The organism is Faecalibacter rhinopitheci (assembly GCF_015234135.1).
GTDB classification, from domain to species: domain Bacteria; phylum Bacteroidota; class Bacteroidia; order Flavobacteriales; family Weeksellaceae; genus Empedobacter; species Empedobacter rhinopitheci.
This window is the reverse complement of the sequence record NZ_JADGIK010000002.1, coordinates 281,373-298,677: the sequence shown is the minus strand read 5'-3', so window position 1 is coordinate 298,677 and position 17,305 is coordinate 281,373. Positions and strand designations below refer to the sequence as shown.

Sequence of the window (17,305 nt, the reverse complement as noted above, 5' to 3'; positions counted from 1 at the left end):
GGTTTGGTTCGGTGACTAAATTATTTGCCTATGAAATATTTAAAAAAAGATCGTTGGAGAATATCATTTTCTCAACGAATTGCTATTTTCTCTCTGTTGGTACTTATACTTGCAGTAGAGTTGATCCTTACTTTTCAACAATCTGTAGAAAAAGTAACCTTAGCATCTGTAGATAAATCATATTATCTTTCCTTAGAAAAGGAATTAGAAACTTTATTGGCCGATGATAAGACGAGTCAGTTTAAGAAAAAAAGTTTTACTTCGAAGTTTAATAAAGATTCAATTTCACCTTTCAACCCAAATGATTTGCCAAAACAAGGTTGGGAACGATTAGGGTTTACTGCAAAACAAGCCGAAGTAATCATGAAATATAAACAAATGCTTGGCGGAAAATTTGAATCTAAAGATCAAATAAAAAAGTGTTTTGTAGTTTCTGATGAAGTATATGCACTGTTAGAATCTAAGATATTGCTCCCTGAAAAATCTAAAAATGATTATAAATTAGAAAAACAGCAACTTTCTAAAAAAGTAAATTATCGAAAATTTAATCCTAATCAATTTACTGAAAAAGATTGGATGAATATCGGGTTTTCTTCAAAGCAGGCTGAAGTTATTTTAAAGTATAAAAAAATGGTAGGAGGTGAGTTTACCTCAAAAGAGCAAATAAAGAAATGTTTTGTCATCTCTGATGAAAAATATAAAGAAATGCATTCTTACATTGATTTACCAGAAAAATCTGAAGCTCAGTTTCCTAAAAAAGATTCTGAATCAAAAGAAATTAAAGAAACGAAAGAAAATCCCACTCCCGTTAAATCCACACTTCCTAAAGTTGAAATTACAGAAAAATTTAATCCTAATGAATTAGATTTAGAAGGTTGGATGAGATTAGGATTTACTGAAAAACAAGCGCAAACAATTTTAAATTTCAAACGATCTATGGGTGGTAAGTTTAAAGATGGAAAAACGTTAAGCCGTAGTTATGTTATTTCTGAGGAAAAATTTAAAGAAATGGAACCTTTTTTGGTTTTTGATTAAAAAAAAATCCACTTCAACTGAAGTGGATTTCTATATTCTATATAAACGTTTCGTCTTAATAATTAAATAAATCTTCTAAAGATAATTCAGTTACTTGTCCTAGTTTTTCAACAGATTGCCAATCTAATGACTCTTTTTTACCAATTAATCCTACATTAAATTTTTGTCCTTTAATGTGTTTATTGAAGAATTGATCTAATTTATCCATTGTTAATGTAGACGTTTGGTTGTAAATATCTTTATTAATATCATAGTTTAACCCACGATCTTGTAAAGCTAACCAATAGAAAAATACATTTGCTTTAGTATAACGTTTTGTTGCAATTTGCTTTAAAGCAGCTTGTTTAGAATTCTCGAATTGATTCTGTGCTTTTGGCATATTATTCATCAATTCAGACATTGCTTCAACCGCTTGTGGCAATTTATTCGCTTGTGTTCCGATACTTGCAGAAACGTAGTTATAATTTCCTTTTTTAGCAGAATTTGCATAATTAGAACGGGCAGAATATGCTAACGATTTCGATTCGCGAATTTCTTGGAAAACAATTGATGATAGACCACCACCAAAATATTCATTAAAAATTCCAGCAGGCGTTAATAAATTTGAATCATATTGTTGATCTCTTGCAATAAAGTTAATTTCAGCTTGTACCATATCATATGGCGCAAAATATACTTTACCATCCGTTGGACCTTGTGCAAATTCTTTTTTAGCTGGCGCTTTTATTCCTTTACCAAAGTTGTGGTATTTCTCCAATAATTTCTTAGTACTTGCTTCATTATTTCCATAGTAGAAAATTTGATGCTCATAGTTTAAGAAATCTTTGATAATTTGTGTTAACTCTTTAGGATCAATAGCTTTTAATTCTGCTTCAGATAAAATATTTCTGAAACGATTATCAGCACCATATTGTGCATAGTTATTTAATGCAACTGCAATTGAATTTTTATTTTTCTTTGCATTAATACGTGATTTTAAAATAGAATTTACATATTCATTATAAGAAGTTTGATTTGCAACAGCATCAGAAATTAAATGTTCAAATAATTTAATTCCATTTTCTAGATTTGATTGTAAACCTGTAATGTAAACTGAAGTACGTTCTGTACCAGCATTTACACCGTAATCTACACCATATTTATAAAATTCTTTCTTTAAATCTTCTGGAGAATATTTTGAAGTTCCTAAATAATCTAAATAATTAATTGCTAAAGCTAATTTTTTATTATGATCAGAACCCATTTCTGAAATGAAATAAACGGAGCTTAAATCGTTTGTTTTATTTTGAATAGAAGTGAATTTAGTATTTTTAATTTTACCTTCATTCATTTCTTTTTTGAAATCTACAAATACAGGTTTGATTTCACCAGAATTTATTTTCATAAATTCCTTGTACCATCTAGATTCAGCATCTCTATTTAACTGAATAGGCGTAATTCCTGGATTAGATACACGTACTAAATCTTTATTTTCTCCTTGGCGTTTATATACAATAACATAGTTGTCATTGTAATTTTTATTTGCGAAATCAACTAAATCTTTTTTAGTAATTTTAGCTAACTCGTCATGTTCTGCAACTACCTTTTCCCAAGGTGTTTCATTGATGAAAGATTTGTATAAACTAGAAGCTAAAGAACGTGTATTTTCCCATGATTTCATACGAGATTTTTTCATGTCATTTACAACAGCTTCAATCATCCAGTCATCAAATTCACCTTTTTTAATTTTATCAATTTGGCCAATTAATAAATCACGAACTTCCTCTAAAGATTGTCCTTGTTTTGGAACTCCAGAAAAAGAATGCATTCCTAAATCGCGGAAGAAAGAGGCTCCAGATCCAGCGCCTAATGCTTTTTGTTGTTGATTGATGTTTAAGTCAATTAAACCAGCTGTGGAGTTACTTAAAATATAATCAATTAATGTTACATATTTTGCATCTTCTGAGTTAACCCCGTTAAAACGGTAAGCAAACTGAACGCGTTCTGAAGATGGACTTGCAACCTCAGCAGAAATAATTCCCTTAATCGGATCTTCTTTCGCTATATATTGTACTGGAGCAGGTTTTTTAGCCATTCCTCCAAAATATTTATCAATTAATGGCACAGCAGTATCAAAATCGAAATCTCCAATTAATAAAACAGCCATGTTACTTGCTACATAATATTTATCAAAATAATTATGAATAGCAACCATTGATGGATTTTTTAAATGTTCTGATGTACCAATTGTAGTTTGAGTTCCATAATGTGATTTTGGAAATAATTTTTCCATCATTTTATAGAACAAAATACGACCATCGTTATCTTGAGAACGATTAAATTCTTCGTAAACAGCTTCTAATTCTGTATGAAAAAGACGTAAAACTAATTCATTGAATCTTTCTGATTCAACCATTAAGAATTTTTCTAATTCATTATTCGGAATATTATTATGATAAATCGTTTCTTCTAATGAAGTATGTGCATTCGTACCAGATGCTCCTAAAGACGAAATTAATTTATCGTATTCGTTAGCAACTGCATATTTTGATGCTTCTTGAGAAACTTCATCTATTTTCTTGTATAATGCTATTTTCTTTTCTGGATCTTTTTCAGCCTTATATTGTTCGTATAAGTCAGAAATTTGTTTGACTAAAACTTTTTCTTTGTTCCAATCTTGTGTTCCGATTTTAGATGTTCCTTTAAATACCATATGCTCTAAATAGTGAGCTAATCCGGTATTATCTTCAGGGTCGTTATTAGAACCAGTTTTTACAGCAATATGTGTTTGGATTCTTGGCTCATCTTTGATTTGAGCTAAATATATTTTTAATCCATTATCTAATGTATAAATACGCGTTTTCGATGGATCATTTTCCACCATTTCGTATGTATATCCTTTGTTATCAGTTTTTTTCACGGTCTTAAATTGAGCATAAGAAAGGACTGAAGAAAACATTATTCCACAGACCAGTAGTGATTTTTTCATGTAGTAATTTTTAAGCGTTCGTTAAAATTACTCATTTATTATTAAAAGAAAAAATATAGAAAGAAATTAGATTATAATCTTATATCCTAGGCGTACTGCTAAGATTCCTATTATAATGCTGGATGAAATATAAAATAAAGGAGTAATAAAATTTTGCTGCTGAATTAAATTAAAATTCTCATTAGCAAAGGTTGAAAATGTGGTAAAACCTCCACAAAATCCTATAATTAATAAATAATTTAAATCGGAATTTCCAAGATTATTTTTCTCAGAAATTCCGTATAATAATCCAATAATTAAACAACCTATTATATTAATTATAAAAGTAGCAATGGGGAAAGAAGTCGCTACTAGTTGTTTGATTCCTAATCCTACAACATAGCGTAAAATGCTTCCTAAAGCGCCTCCTAATCCAACTAATATAATAGATTTTATCATTATTATTTATTTAAAAAGTTTTTAACTGCAATAGCTACTTTAGCACCATCCATTGCGGCAGAAATAATTCCACCAGCATAACCAGCACCTTCGGCACAAGGGAATAAACCAGCAACTTGTACATGTTCCAATGTTTCATCATTACGAGGGATACGTACAGGAGATGATGTTCGTGATTCTGTTGCTACTACATTTGCTTCTTCAGTAAAGTAACCATTCATTTTCTTTCCGAATGTTTGGAAACCTAATTGTAAAGAATTATGAATTTCTTTTGGTAAAACATCACTTAATAATCCAGATGTTAGCCCTGGAAGATAAGAGCTATCATTTAAGGTGTTTGATAATCTACCTTTTACGAAATCAGTCATACGCTGTGCAGGTGCTTTTAATTTTCCTCCACCTACTTCCCATGCCTTTTTCTCTACCATTTGCTGAAAATTCATTCCAGCTAATGGACCTGTAAAGCCATATTTAGCAAAGTCATTTTCATCTACTGTAACAACCATCCCTGAATTGGCGAAGAAACCATCACGTTTAGAGGGTGACCATCCATTTACAACTAATTCTCCTTCGTCAGTAGATGCAGGAGCGATAATACCACCAGGACACATACAAAAAGAGAAAACTCCACGTCCTGCTTCTTGTGAGACAAGAGAATAGGATGCAGGTGGTAAATATTCATTACGTTGTCCTCCTGGAGAACAATGGTATTGAGCAGAATCTATCAAAGATTGATGATGTTCTATACGTACACCAAGTGCAAAGGGTTTAGCTTCTATTAATACTTTTTTAGCATCCAACATTCTAAAAATATCTCGTGCTGAGTGTCCAGTAGCTAGTATTAAAGATGAGGTTTTAATGCGTGTATCATTATTTAACTCAATTCCTTTAATTTGATTATTTTCAATAACGATGTCTGTTAATTTTGTATCAAATAAAACTTCTCCGCGACATTCAATAATTGCTTCTCGCATGTTAGCGATAATCCCTGGTAATTTATTAGTACCAATATGTGGATGTGCTTCTTGAAGAATACGTTCTGTTGCTCCGAAGTGTACAAACCATTGTAATGATTTTAAGATATTTCCACGTTTTGTAGAACGTGTATATAGCTTTCCGTCTGAATATGTTCCGGCACCTCCTTCTCCGTAACAATAGTTTGATTCAGGATTTACAATTCCTTCTTTATTCATAGCGGCAAGATCACGACGTCTGTCTCTTACATTCTTACCACGTTCAATGATGATTGGTTTTAAACCTTGTTCAATTAATTCTAAGGCTGCAAATAATCCTGCAGGTCCCGCACCAGCAATATATACTTCTGGAGCATTCGCTACATTTTGTAAATTAGGATTAAAATCAAATGCATCAAAAAATTCTTCATGTATAAAAACATTTACTTGTAACTGGGTTACAATATTTCTACTTCTCGCATCTAAAGATCGGCGAATGATTTGGTATGCATTAATATTTTCTGGTTTTGTTTTTGCAGCTACTGCTAAACGTTGTTTCAAAATAGTTTCGTTTGCAGCTTCTGCAGGAGAAATTCGTATAGTTACGTTTTGAGGCATATTTATTGTCTAAAAGATAAGAACACAAAATTAATTCAATCCAACCGAAATTGAACATATTGAATGATTTTTGTTTTAAATTTATTCATCGTTAAAATTAATATATACAAAGGTAGAGCTATGAAAAAAGTATTATTATTAGTTACAGCAGCCGTATTAATGACTTCTTGTGCTGTTTCAAAAACATCTAAGTCAACAATAGTAGATTTAGATAAAGTAGATTCTGAAATGACCATTAATATGAAATTGGGTGAGGTTGTTAAAATAGAAGCTAGTTCTAATCCTTCAACGGGATATAATTGGAATACTACTTTTCCTTCTGGCTGTAGTGTAAAATTGGAAAAAGAAGATTCACGCAATATTTATAATGATGGGAGGATGGGAGCTCCTATTGTTGCAATATATGAAATGAAAGCCGAGCAAATTGGTGAATGTGTTGTAGAGTTTGATTACTCAAGAAGTTGGGAAGGTCAGAGTAAGAATCCAAAACGTTTAAAATTTGTTGTAAAATAATTGTTTAAACTACTTTTGTAAATATACTTTGATTAATTTTATGCTATGAAAATCAGTTATTGCACATCTTTACTTTTAATATTTTTAATTTTTATTTCTTGTGGAGATAAGAATGGAGAAGCTAGTACAACCAAAAATACTGAAGAAAATATTTTCGATGAGAAAGGTGCTCAATCTATCCAAAAAGATTCTGTTATTTATTATAATGGATTGCAGAATGAAATTAATGTAAATTTTGGAGAATATTTTGGGTTTGTTTTTGAAGCAGAAGGGCAAGAACTTCAATGGCAATTAGAATCTGACATTGTTTCAGAATTATATTATGTTGCTGAAAGTTTTGAAGCAGATATTGATTCTCCAAAAAAGGAAGCTAATGGAAAGCAATATTTTACTTTTCATGCGTTGAAAGCTGGTAACGCAAAAGTATCTTTTAAAGAGAAAAATTCTAACAAAATAAAAACAATACAAATTCATATCCAATAAAAAAGCATCTCCTAAGAGATGCTTTTTTATTGGTTAAAATAATATATTTATTTTCCTATTTTCTTTAGTAATTGTTTTGGAACACCATTTTTATGTACCAATATATTTAAAGTTTTGTATTGTACATATGCTTTCGTTACATACATATATCCTTGGTAATCGTTTGTTGCTCCCCAAGAATTTTTGATAATATAATATTCTTTATTGTTTTGATCTTTCGCTAAACCAACAATATGCATACCATGGTCATCTGTTGTTTCGTAATTATCAAACGCTTCTTGACGCATTTCTTCCGTAATTACGCGCTCTGGTTTTGGACCATTAAACATATCTGCTTTTTCTTCAGCTGTCATATCCGCGAAATCTTTCGTTGGAACGTAAGCGACTCCATTTTTCCATGAAAAAGATTTTTCAGAAACATCTTGTGCCCAAGCGACAGTGAATCCATTTTTTAAAGCATAGTCAATTGTTCCTGTGATATCATTCATCGGTACATTATAATATTGACCAAATGCCCAGTTGTCTGGAATCATTAATGTAAAAGGTTTATACAATTCTTCATTTTTAAAAGAAGAAATTGGAATATAATCTTCTGGCTTAATTCCTACAACTTCATCAGCAAAAGTGCGAGGTGTATATTTTTTCCCGTTGTATGTAAATTCTTTTGGATAAGCTCCTAAATAAGCATCCATAATACCAGCGTAAGCAGTTTTCCAGTTAGAAGTTAATTTTCCATTCGGATTAGATACAATTCCTTTTAAGAAACCTTCCATAGCAGCTGACATTTCGCCAAACTGATTTTTAGACGTACCGTAGTTTAAACCTGAATAGACGTCCTGAGGAACCATTCCATATTTTTTGTATGCATTAAGCACATCATGAAACAATCCTCCTTCGCCCATTGCTAAATTTCCATGCATTTTAACATATTGCTCTGCACGATCTTGGTATGCATTACGAGCTACAAATATTTGAGATAATTGTACAGGTTGTTTCCCCATACGTAACATTTCTGATTCTAAAAATGAATTCCCAGAATATGACCAGCAAGTTCCTGATGATCCTTGATTCTGAACAGGAGTTTTAGCTAAATTAATAATTTCTGTAAATTGAAATGATTCTTTAGCATTTGTACTTACATTTTTGTTTAATGAGTTAACTAGATTGTCTTGTGCAGTTACTATTTGAGCTGAAGCAATAAATAAAGCTGAAGCTAAAATAGGGTAGAATATTTTACGCATTTTAATTTAATGTTTGATTTGCTTAATGAGTAGCTAATTTCATTAAAAAGTTATAATATAACCTTAATATTTTCAGAATAATTTTAAAAATTTATCATTCCTATTTTTATAAATATTATTAATTATCAATTTTTAAATTAAAATTGACTTAAAATACCAAAATGTATCTTCGCGTCATTAAAGTCAAAAGATGTATTTTCAGTTTTACCAACAGCATAGCTCAAATTAAATATTCCAAGTTTTGTAAGAAAAGATATTCCAGTACCTATACTCAAGAAATTTGTATTTAGATCTATTCTTTTATTATCTATAAAACTATAATCACTAAAAAGGCTGATATAAAATCCGTTATTGGGTAAAAATCTATATTCAATACTTCCAATTCCATATAAGTTGGCAATAATACTTTCTTCATTAAAACCTCGTATACTACCAAATCCTCCAATTCTATACAATTCGTTTTCAGCATAATAATCATTTTCATCCAAAAGTGTCCTAAATTGGACTAAACCTTTTATATAATGCTTATGATGCAATTGGAAAATGCGATAAGTCTCTAAACCAATTTCATATTGTTGAGATTTTTTGTTGCTCAATTCTTCTGTCCAAGAAAAATTATTTTCTTTTCGGGTAATCGATGTAGCAAAAAGTTTTAAAAGAGATTTACCTTCCATGAGTTGGAAGGGATGCTTTTGAAAATATTCATAACTTAATCCTATACCTGTTTTATTAAAATCATCATAGTTTGATGCAAACGAAGCATCATCTAATAAATAATTGGATGAGGTATAAGTTAAATTTGCTCCAATACTAGAGTTGGTGTTTATTTGATAGAATAATCTTTCGTTTAAATCTAAGTTTACAAATACAGAATCTTGTTTAAATAACTTGAATTGTGTTTCTGATCCAATGGGCGATTTAAATAAATAGGGTAGCCTAACTTTAATATCTAATGTAGTATTTTTAGTTGCAGTTCCTATCCAATTTAATTTTATTTGTTCCAATCCATTAAATACATTGTTCAACTCCAACATCACATTACCATTTAATTTAAATTTTCCGTTATCGTCGTTTCCAAACCCTAAAATTCCATCAAATATATTTGATTTTACTTTCTTTGGATAAATGTAAACAATGGTAGAATCTGGTCTAAATAATGTTTGTGGTTCTTGTAGTTGCTGGATATAGTTAGTATTTTGTAATATTTGACTCGCCTGATTTATATTCTCGTTAGTGTATAATCTATCTTTTTTAAGGCCTAAGCCATGTTTTATAAATCCTTTGGATAGTTTGGTGTATCCTACACTTTTTACTGCATTAATTGTTCTTCTTTCGTTTGTATTTAAAATTAGTTCAATTTTTTGTTCATTTTCCATTAATCCTAATGGAATTATTTTTACACTTACAAAAGCGTATCCTTTATTTTCATTTTCTACGATATACTTCGACACGATAGAATCTAAATTGTGTGTTGGATTAAATTCAGAATTTTTAAAGAGTACTTCATTCTTAACCCAAATTTTTTTATAATTTTTTCCTTTATTTAAATAAATTTTATGATTGCTAATAGAGTCAACTTGTAGCGTGTAAAATCCATTTGTAGTTAAAGAATCTAAAGATTCAGAAAAATTATTAGTTTTAAAATCTAAAATATATCGCTTGTTAGATTCATCCCATCTGTATACATCATTTATTTTTTGAGCTTGTGTAAAAGTGCAAAAGAAGAAAATAAATAGAGCAATAAATCGAATCATCAATGTTAAGTTTAGGTAAAATAATTGATTTATAAATATATATGATAATAAATCATTTTTAATATATATAAAACCGTTTATTTTTGAAACAAATTTAAGGTTAATGTTGAAATTTTTTAAAGGTATTGGTTATTTAGAAGCTTTTTCGGCTATTGCATTATTTTTCTTTGCAATGCCAATGAAATATATATTTAATGATCCGATTTGGGTAACGCACATAGGACGTGCTCATGGTGCTTTATTTGTATTGTACATGGTTTTGGTTTATATTCTAAAAGATAAATACAATTGGTCGTGGAAAATATTTTTAATATTTTTTGTCGCTTCAATTATTCCTGGCGGTACAATCTGGGCAGATAAGCGTCTCATAGAAGGAAAGAGATACAATTCTTAATATAAAAAAAAAGCTAGAAATTTAATTTCTAGCTTTTTTTGTATCTTTAATTACCACAAAATTTATAAAATGAGAAAACGAATAAATATAACATTACATCCTATCTTCGTATTATTGTCTAGTATATACGTATTAATATTTCTTACATATGGTTTAAACTCTTTAAAAAAGATTTTAAATAATGGAGCGATGCAGGGAGATATAATAGGTTTAATAGTGTGTATTTTAGCCTTAGCACTATTTATTTATTTTCTACTTATTCGTTATAGAAGTATAGAAATATATAAAGACAGATATATTTTAAATAGTTATGTATTTTCTCGAACAATTTATTTTAATGAAATAGATTCTATAAAAAAAGTACCTATTAATTTATTTAATTTAAAATTAGGAAGTAGAGGGATTTTAGGATTTATTAGTCTTTTCCAATCGCAAGAGTATTACAATATTTCTGATTTATCTAATTCGTTAAGAATCCAACTTAAAAATAATCAAATAGTGCATATCAGTTGCGACAATCCAGAAGAAATAAAAATGATTTAAAATAAAAAAAGCTGAAGTTAATAACTTCAGCTTTTTTGCTTTAGAGCGGGAAACGAGACTCGAACTCGCAACATTCAGCTTGGAAGGCTGACGCTCTACCAATTGAGCTATTCCCGCGATTTGTTTGACAAATATACTATGATTTATATGGAATTTGCAAACATTTCTTTAAATTTTTTTATGCTATAAATCTAAGTTGTTGATTTACTAAAAAATAAAATTAAAAATATTTATAAGAATTTATCCTTAATTATTTTTTGGGATATGATTCTTATAATTTCTAGCTGTAATATTAAATAGATTTTAATACTATAGCAGATTTGAGGCGTAGTAATAGAATCTATTTTTTTTAAATATATTGCATAAAAAAAGCCCAAGAAAATAAATTCTTGAGCTTTTAGCCTTGTACCTCAGGCGGGACTTGAACCCGCACGTCCTAATGGACACAGGATTTTAAGTCCTGCGTGTCTACCAATTCCACCACCAAGGCATCCAACTTATAAAAAGTTAGAGCGGGAAACGAGACTCGAACTCGCAACATTCAGCTTGGAAGGCTGACGCTCTACCAATTGAGCTATTCCCGCAGAATCGAAAAAAATAAATTAATTTAAAAAGTACCTCAGGCGGGACTTGAACCCGCACGCTCTAATGAGCACAGGATTTTAAGTCCTGCGTGTCTACCAATTCCACCACCAAGGCAAAATTAATTTATATTTTCAGTTATTTCAATGAGCGGGAAACGGGGCTCGAACCCGCGACCTCAACCTTGGCAAGGTTGCGCTCTACCAGCTGAGCTATTCTCGCAATTAGAGTGCAAATATATAAAATCCATTTTTATAATTCCAAATGAAATTGATATAAATTTCAAATAAATATTTGCACTTTTTTTTAATTATTTGATAGGCATCAACATATCAACAACTTCTTTTAATTTTCCTTTCATCTTTTTACGGTGAACGATCATATCAACAAAACCTTTTTCTAATAAAAATTCTGATGTTTGGAATCCTTCTGGTAAATCGCGACCAATTGTTTCTTTAATTACACGAGGTCCTGCGAATCCAATCAAAGCTCCTGGTTCTGCCATAATAACGTCTCCAATAGATCCAAAAGATGCTGTAATTCCTCCAAAAGATGGATTTGTTAATATCGTGATATACGGAATTTGGTGATCTGCTAATTGTACTAATTTAGCTTCAACTTTTGCTAACTGCATTAATGAGATAGCAGCTTCCATCATACGAGCTCCACCAGATTGCGTAATAATAACGTAAGGAACTTTGTTTTTGATACAGTAATCAATTGCACGAGAAATCTTTTCACCCATTACAGATCCTAATGATCCACCAATGAATTTGAAATCCATACAAGAAATTACAATTTCTCTCCCTTCAACATTTCCTGCTCCCGTACGAATAGAATCGACTAAACCAGTTTTCTTCTTGATTGATTTTAATCTGTCTTTGTAAGGTTGAGTATCTGTCCAGTTTAATGGATCTTTACTCTCAACATTTGCATCTAATTCGGTATATTTTCCTTCGTCAAATAAAATTTCAAAATATTCGTTAGATCCAATTTGTACATGGTGATCGTCTTCTGGACTTACATATGAATTAGCTCTAAGCTCCTCAGTTTCGATAATTTTACCTGTAGGAGATTTGTACCATAATCCTTTTTGAACATCTTTCTTTGACTCTGTAGGAGTAGTGATATTTTTCTTGCGTCTAATAAACCAAGGCATACTTTCTTTATTTTTGTGTAGTTTAGAATAATCCAATGCTGCAACAGAGAATTACCCTAATGTGTTAACATTGTTTAAATCGTGGAATGCTTTTAACATTCTTTCTTTAAATGAAATTTCACCAGCACGTAACCAAGTACGTGGGTCATAATATTTTTTATTAGGAGATTCAGCTCCTTCTGGGTTTCCAATTTGAGTTTGTAAATAATCAGCATTTTTATCAAAATACTTACGAATACCTTCCATGTAAGCGTACTGTAAATCTGTATCAAGATTCATTTTGATTACTCCATAACTAATAGCTTCTCTAATTTCTTCTAAGCTAGATCCTGATCCGCCATGAAATACGAAGTTGACATCTTTTTCTACGCCAAATTTTTCTTGAATATATTTTTGAGAGTTATCTAAAATCTTAGGTGTTAGTACGACATTACCTGGTTTGTAAACACCGTGTACATTTCCAAATGCTGCAGCTATCCAAAAATTATCTGAAATAGATTTTAAATTTTCATATACATATGCTACTTCTTCTGGTTGTGTATATAATAATGAATTATCAACGTTAGAGTTGTCTACTCCGTCTTCTTCACCACCTGTAATACCTAATTCCATTTCTAAAGTCATTCCGATTTTAGACATTCTGTCTAAATATCTTTTACAAACTTCAACATTTTCTTCTAATGGTTCTTCAGATAAATCTAACATATGAGATGAAAATAAAGTTTTACCTGTTTTATTGTAAAAATCTTCATTAGCATCCATAATACCATCTATCCATGGTAATAATTTTTTTGCACAATGGTCAGTGTGTAAAATTACAGTTGCTCCATAAGCTTCTGCTAACTCATGAATATGTTTAGCACCTGCGATAGCACCTTTGATGCATGCTGTATGTCCTTCTGTTTTTAAACCTTTACCAGCATTAAATACAGCACCTCCATTAGAGAATTGAATTATAACAGGAGCGTTTGCTTCTACAGCAGCTTCCATAGCAGCATTTACTGACGATGAACCAACAACGTTACATGCAGGTAATGCATATTGATTTGCTTTTGCGTCTTTAATTATTTCTTGAACTAAAGATCCGGTTGCTACACCGGCAGGAAATTTTCTACTCATTGTGTTTGTATTTTATTAAACAAATATAAGTTTTTTTTAGAATGGATAATTAATTCCGAAGTGTAATCTTGGTTTAAGAATATTTAGGTTATCAAATTGCCATCGATTTCCTTCTTCGTATGCGGGATTATATAATTTATATCCAAGGTCAAAACGTACAATTGCAAAATTACCTATATGCATTCGCAATCCGACTCCAGTACCAATTCCGAATTGTTTATAAAATTCATTAAACTTAAATCTGTATTCTTCTCTTTCTTTGCTTACCGACCAAATATTTCCTGCATCTAAAAAGTATGCCACCTCAAACATATCTGTCATTCGGTAACGATACTCTGCATTAAAAAGTAGTTTCATGCTTTCAAAAGCTAAACTTTCGCGTTCTACACCTTCTAATCTCGTACGGTCAGCTGGACCTAATGTTAGGGGCCACCATCCACGTACATCATTGGCACCACCAGCAGAATAACTTCGTACAAAAGGTGTGAAATCTGTATTACCATATGGTTTAATAAATCCAAACATAGCGCGAGTAGCAATTTGCGATTTTGAACTATATTTCCATTTTTTACGCACTTCAAAATCCATTTTGATGAACTGCGAATAAGGAATACCGAATACCATTCCTGTTTCTTTATTCAATTCATTTTGACCTTTATTAAAGCCAAATGCTCTGTCCAAAGTTCTAAGTAGATTTCCAGCTAATTCAATTCGAAATGATCCATACCAAGGATTAGGAACTGTTCTGAAAGCATTTTCTTGGTTATAAGTAAACTGGTAGATGAACGAATTAATTAATACGTTTTGAGAGATACTTGCTTTACGGTAAAGCATATCTTCGAAAGCGATATAATCTTTCGCATCTTGATCAGTTAATGAATTTCTGTAGTACAAATCATTTTGTATAATATCAGTGATTTCATCATCAGTAATATATCCACCTATGTATTCGTTGTAATAAGTATCATCGTAATTAAAATAATTGGTAATAATCTTATCTTTACGTTCGTTATCTGCTTGGAAAATAGTGTAGTACCTGTCTTTTTTTGAATTATTTACAAATTCAGTATTAAAAACGGATATTTTGTGTTGGAATTCTCCACTTGTTAAATCGATGTCTAACCCAAATCCGTATGAAACACGATCTAAACCTACATTTTTTTGTGTACTAGCATTCATACGCAAAGATGATTCGGCTACAAAACGACGCGGAACTAACTCTTTTAGGAATTTAGGAGCTAAGAGATATGGGAATTTAAGTCGTGTTTCTAATGCAATTTCATAGGCATTTAGAAAACCAGAACTATTTGTAAAATCTTTATCCACCGAACCTAAATTACCTTTTAGGGTTGTTTCTAGATTTTCTCCTCCACCAAAAATATTTCTGGTAGTTAAAGTAACCCCAGGAGATATCGCAAAATTCATGTATTGAGAAGCATAGCTTTCAAAAAATAAATTTAAATCATATTTCTTTTTAGGAGAGAAGTAGACATTAACATCTAATAAAGAATCACGTTTTACGATATCAAATTTGTGGAGATTTAAATTTTCACGTTTAAATATATTTCTCTTTGTTTGAATTTCTTGTCTTTGTCTATAAGTTTGATTTGGTCGTATAACAAATGCATCCGAGAAATAATGAGGTTTATACTTATGGTCTTTCGTATAGTGCACATTATATCCTTCATGATTTATTGTTTCTATTGAGTCAAAATTTATATCATTATTATTGCGTGCATCTGTGTAGATATTTATTTCTCCCCAGTTGTATTTAACAAACTGTTTTGTACTATCTTTTATAATAGTATCTTGTATAAATTTGTCAATAAATAGAGTAATATCTAATCTTTTATTACTTTTTAAAGTATCTGCTTCAAAATATAAATCTTCTCCAGAATCATTAAAGTCATAATACCCTCTATTCTTTAAAAGATCTACAATTCGATCCCTTTCGGCCTCAAAATTATCAAAATCATACTGATTGCCTGCAACAATTTTAGACTCTTTAAGATAATTGGTTTTTGTTTGTCTTCTTTTTCCAAAAAGATTAATCCCATTGTATTGGTTTCTATCCTGGGTTAAGAATTCTTCAATTTCACGATCAAATATTTTATTATTAAAGGTTTCTATGTAAGATGGGTCACCCAGTTTTATATCATATAAAGTCTTAGCTTTTTTAGTTTCTTCATTTTTTTCGTAAGAAACTTTTACTTTAGAATCAAAATAGCCCTTATCATGAAAAAGACGATTTAAATTTTCTGCAGAAAATTCTGATAATTCTTCATCTAATAAAACAGGCTCATCTCCACGGTTGTAAAAAAAGCGTTCGATGGTTAAACCTTTTCCTACATATTTATCTAGGCCGTTTTTAGTTAAAATACTATCTAATAATGCTTGATTTCTTTTAGATTCATCCTCTCGATAATATTCTTCAAAAGTTTGGTCCAATTCTTTAGGAGACCAATTATACATCCATTGCCATAATGGGATAACTCCTAAGAATTTACCAGCAGGTTTTTGTTTGACGTAATTACTAAGGTCTGCATCAATAATTTTTTCTTTTTTCTTGATATCAGTATCCTCTTTATCGTATTGAAATTTATTTTTTACAAACAAATATTCCCCATCCGGAACTTTCTCAGTTGTACTACAACCTGATAAAATTAGAGTTAAGCTATAGATAAGTGCTATATTTGCTGTGATTTTTTTATGCATAAAAATATGTTATCAAATAACGTTATTAAGATAATAACTTCTTTAAGTTCTAAAAAATATAGACAAAAATATAATTTGTTTATCGTAGAAGGTGTTAAAAATATAGGAGAAGTTATAAAAAGTTCTATAAAAGTAAAGGAATTGTTTATAACTGAAGACTTATGGCCTGATGAAATTGCAATTAAAAAAACTTTTATAGAAGAAAAGGATTTAAAAAAGATTAGTTTTTTAACAACTCCTAATGTAGGGTTAGCTTTATGCGAACTTCCATCAGATCCAAAATTAACCAATTTTGAAGGTTTAGCAATTGCATTAGATGATATTCGAGATCCAGGAAATCTTGGTACAATTGTTCGTTTGGCAGATTGGTTCGGGGTAGAAAATATTTTGTGTACAAAAGAGTCTGTAGATTTATATAATCCTAAAGTTATTATGTCTACCATGGGTTCATTTTCTCGTGTTAATGTACATTATATCAACTTAGCTGAATATCTGAAGGAATATAAAGGTCCTATTTTTGGAACTTTTATGGAAGGTGATTCAATTTACGAAAATATATTACCTCAAGAAGGAATTTTAGTGATGGGGAATGAAGCTAATGGTATTTCTAAAGAAATAGAAAAGATTACAAGTCATAAGATTAGTATTCCGTTTTTTGGGAATAAAGGAAATACAGAAAGTTTAAATGTAGCTGTTGCTACAAGCGTAATTTTAGGAGAATTTAAATCTCAACTTTCAAAAAAGTCTTAAAAAAATAATAATTAAAGCAATTCTTATTTTATAAATACAA

At 30.3% G+C, this 17,305-nt stretch carries 14 protein-coding genes and 5 tRNA genes; 6 read left to right on the top strand and 13 right to left on the bottom strand.

Annotated elements, in window-relative coordinates:
* The first annotated feature begins 30 nt into the window (after positions 1-30).
* Positions 31-1,035, top strand: coding sequence for a helix-hairpin-helix domain-containing protein (locus tag IM532_RS04165; protein WP_194182180.1), 1,005 nt, complete (start codon positions 31-33; stop codon positions 1,033-1,035).
* Positions 1,036-1,090: 55 nt separating this feature from the next.
* On the opposite strand, the gene IM532_RS04160 is transcribed toward IM532_RS04165, so the two are convergent.
* From IM532_RS04160 to IM532_RS04150, 3 genes are all read right to left on the bottom strand, one after another.
* The gene (locus IM532_RS04160; protein ID WP_194182179.1) at positions 1,091-4,003 is read right to left on the bottom strand and encodes a M16 family metallopeptidase; all 2,913 of its coding nucleotides are present in this window, start codon (positions 4,001-4,003) and stop codon (positions 1,091-1,093) included.
* Between the two features lie 66 nt (positions 4,004-4,069).
* Complete coding sequence (gene crcB, locus IM532_RS04155; protein WP_194182178.1) at positions 4,070-4,441, bottom strand: fluoride efflux transporter CrcB; 372 nt, start codon at positions 4,439-4,441, stop codon at positions 4,070-4,072.
* A 2-nt stretch (positions 4,442-4,443) separates the two neighbouring features.
* On the bottom strand, positions 4,444-6,012 hold the full coding sequence (locus IM532_RS04150) for an NAD(P)/FAD-dependent oxidoreductase (RefSeq protein WP_194182177.1): 1,569 nt from the start codon (positions 6,010-6,012) through the stop codon (positions 4,444-4,446).
* A gap of 120 nt (positions 6,013-6,132) precedes the next feature.
* Here IM532_RS04150 and IM532_RS04145 point away from each other — a divergent pair, with 120 nt between their 5' ends.
* On the top strand, positions 6,133-6,525 hold the full coding sequence (locus tag IM532_RS04145; protein WP_194182176.1) for a protease inhibitor I42 family protein: 393 nt from the start codon (positions 6,133-6,135) through the stop codon (positions 6,523-6,525).
* A gap of 45 nt (positions 6,526-6,570) precedes the next feature.
* Positions 6,571-7,008 carry a protease inhibitor I42 family protein gene (locus IM532_RS04140; protein WP_194182175.1) on the top strand — a complete coding sequence of 146 codons (438 nt, stop codon included), beginning with the start codon at positions 6,571-6,573 and terminating at the stop codon, positions 7,006-7,008.
* Positions 7,009-7,055: 47 nt separating this feature from the next.
* Here IM532_RS04140 and IM532_RS04135 read toward each other — a convergent pair whose 3' ends face one another.
* Positions 7,056-8,249, bottom strand: a complete 1,194-nt coding sequence (locus IM532_RS04135; protein WP_194182174.1) for a C1 family peptidase — start codon at positions 8,247-8,249, stop codon at positions 7,056-7,058.
* Positions 8,250-8,386: 137 nt separating this feature from the next.
* Positions 8,387-10,003 (bottom strand): BamA/TamA family outer membrane protein, encoded by a 1,617-nt coding sequence (locus tag IM532_RS04130; protein WP_228063649.1) that lies wholly within the window; start codon positions 10,001-10,003, stop codon positions 8,387-8,389.
* 103 nt (positions 10,004-10,106) lie between these two features.
* Between IM532_RS04130 and IM532_RS04125 the strand changes: the two genes are divergently transcribed.
* Both IM532_RS04125 and IM532_RS04120 read left to right on the top strand, forming a co-directional pair.
* Complete coding sequence (locus IM532_RS04125; protein WP_194182173.1) at positions 10,107-10,397, top strand: DUF3817 domain-containing protein; 291 nt, start codon at positions 10,107-10,109, stop codon at positions 10,395-10,397.
* 69 nt (positions 10,398-10,466) lie between these two features.
* A complete protein-coding gene (locus IM532_RS04120; RefSeq protein ID WP_194182172.1) occupies positions 10,467-10,940 on the top strand; it encodes a hypothetical protein in 474 nt (157 codons plus the stop codon).
* Between the two features lie 44 nt (positions 10,941-10,984).
* Here IM532_RS04120 and IM532_RS04115 read toward each other — a convergent pair.
* The 8 genes from IM532_RS04115 to tamL form a co-directional block, all read right to left on the bottom strand.
* Positions 10,985-11,057 (bottom strand) — tRNA-Gly (locus IM532_RS04115).
* Positions 11,058-11,346: 289 nt separating this feature from the next.
* Positions 11,347-11,430, bottom strand: a tRNA-Leu gene (locus IM532_RS04110).
* 21 nt (positions 11,431-11,451) lie between these two features.
* Positions 11,452-11,524: transfer RNA gene (locus tag IM532_RS04105), tRNA-Gly, on the bottom strand.
* 31 nt (positions 11,525-11,555) lie between these two features.
* Positions 11,556-11,639 (bottom strand) — tRNA-Leu (locus IM532_RS04100).
* Positions 11,640-11,671: 32 nt separating this feature from the next.
* Positions 11,672-11,744 (bottom strand) — tRNA-Gly (locus IM532_RS04095).
* Positions 11,745-11,832: 88 nt separating this feature from the next.
* The gene (gene accD / locus IM532_RS04090; RefSeq protein WP_194182171.1) at positions 11,833-12,681 is read right to left on the bottom strand and encodes an acetyl-CoA carboxylase, carboxyltransferase subunit beta; all 849 of its coding nucleotides are present in this window, start codon (positions 12,679-12,681) and stop codon (positions 11,833-11,835) included.
* A gap of 51 nt (positions 12,682-12,732) precedes the next feature.
* Positions 12,733-13,800, bottom strand: a complete 1,068-nt coding sequence (gene fbaA / locus IM532_RS04085; RefSeq protein WP_194182170.1) for a class II fructose-bisphosphate aldolase — start codon at positions 13,798-13,800, stop codon at positions 12,733-12,735.
* A 36-nt stretch (positions 13,801-13,836) separates the two neighbouring features.
* Positions 13,837-16,515 (bottom strand): translocation and assembly module lipoprotein TamL, encoded by a 2,679-nt coding sequence (gene tamL / locus IM532_RS04080; RefSeq protein ID WP_194182169.1) that lies wholly within the window; start codon positions 16,513-16,515, stop codon positions 13,837-13,839.
* A gap of 6 nt (positions 16,516-16,521) precedes the next feature.
* Between tamL and IM532_RS04075 the strand changes: the two genes are divergently transcribed.
* Positions 16,522-17,265, top strand: coding sequence for a TrmH family RNA methyltransferase (locus tag IM532_RS04075; RefSeq protein WP_194182168.1), 744 nt, complete (start codon positions 16,522-16,524; stop codon positions 17,263-17,265).
* The last annotated feature ends 40 nt before the right edge of the window (positions 17,266-17,305 follow it).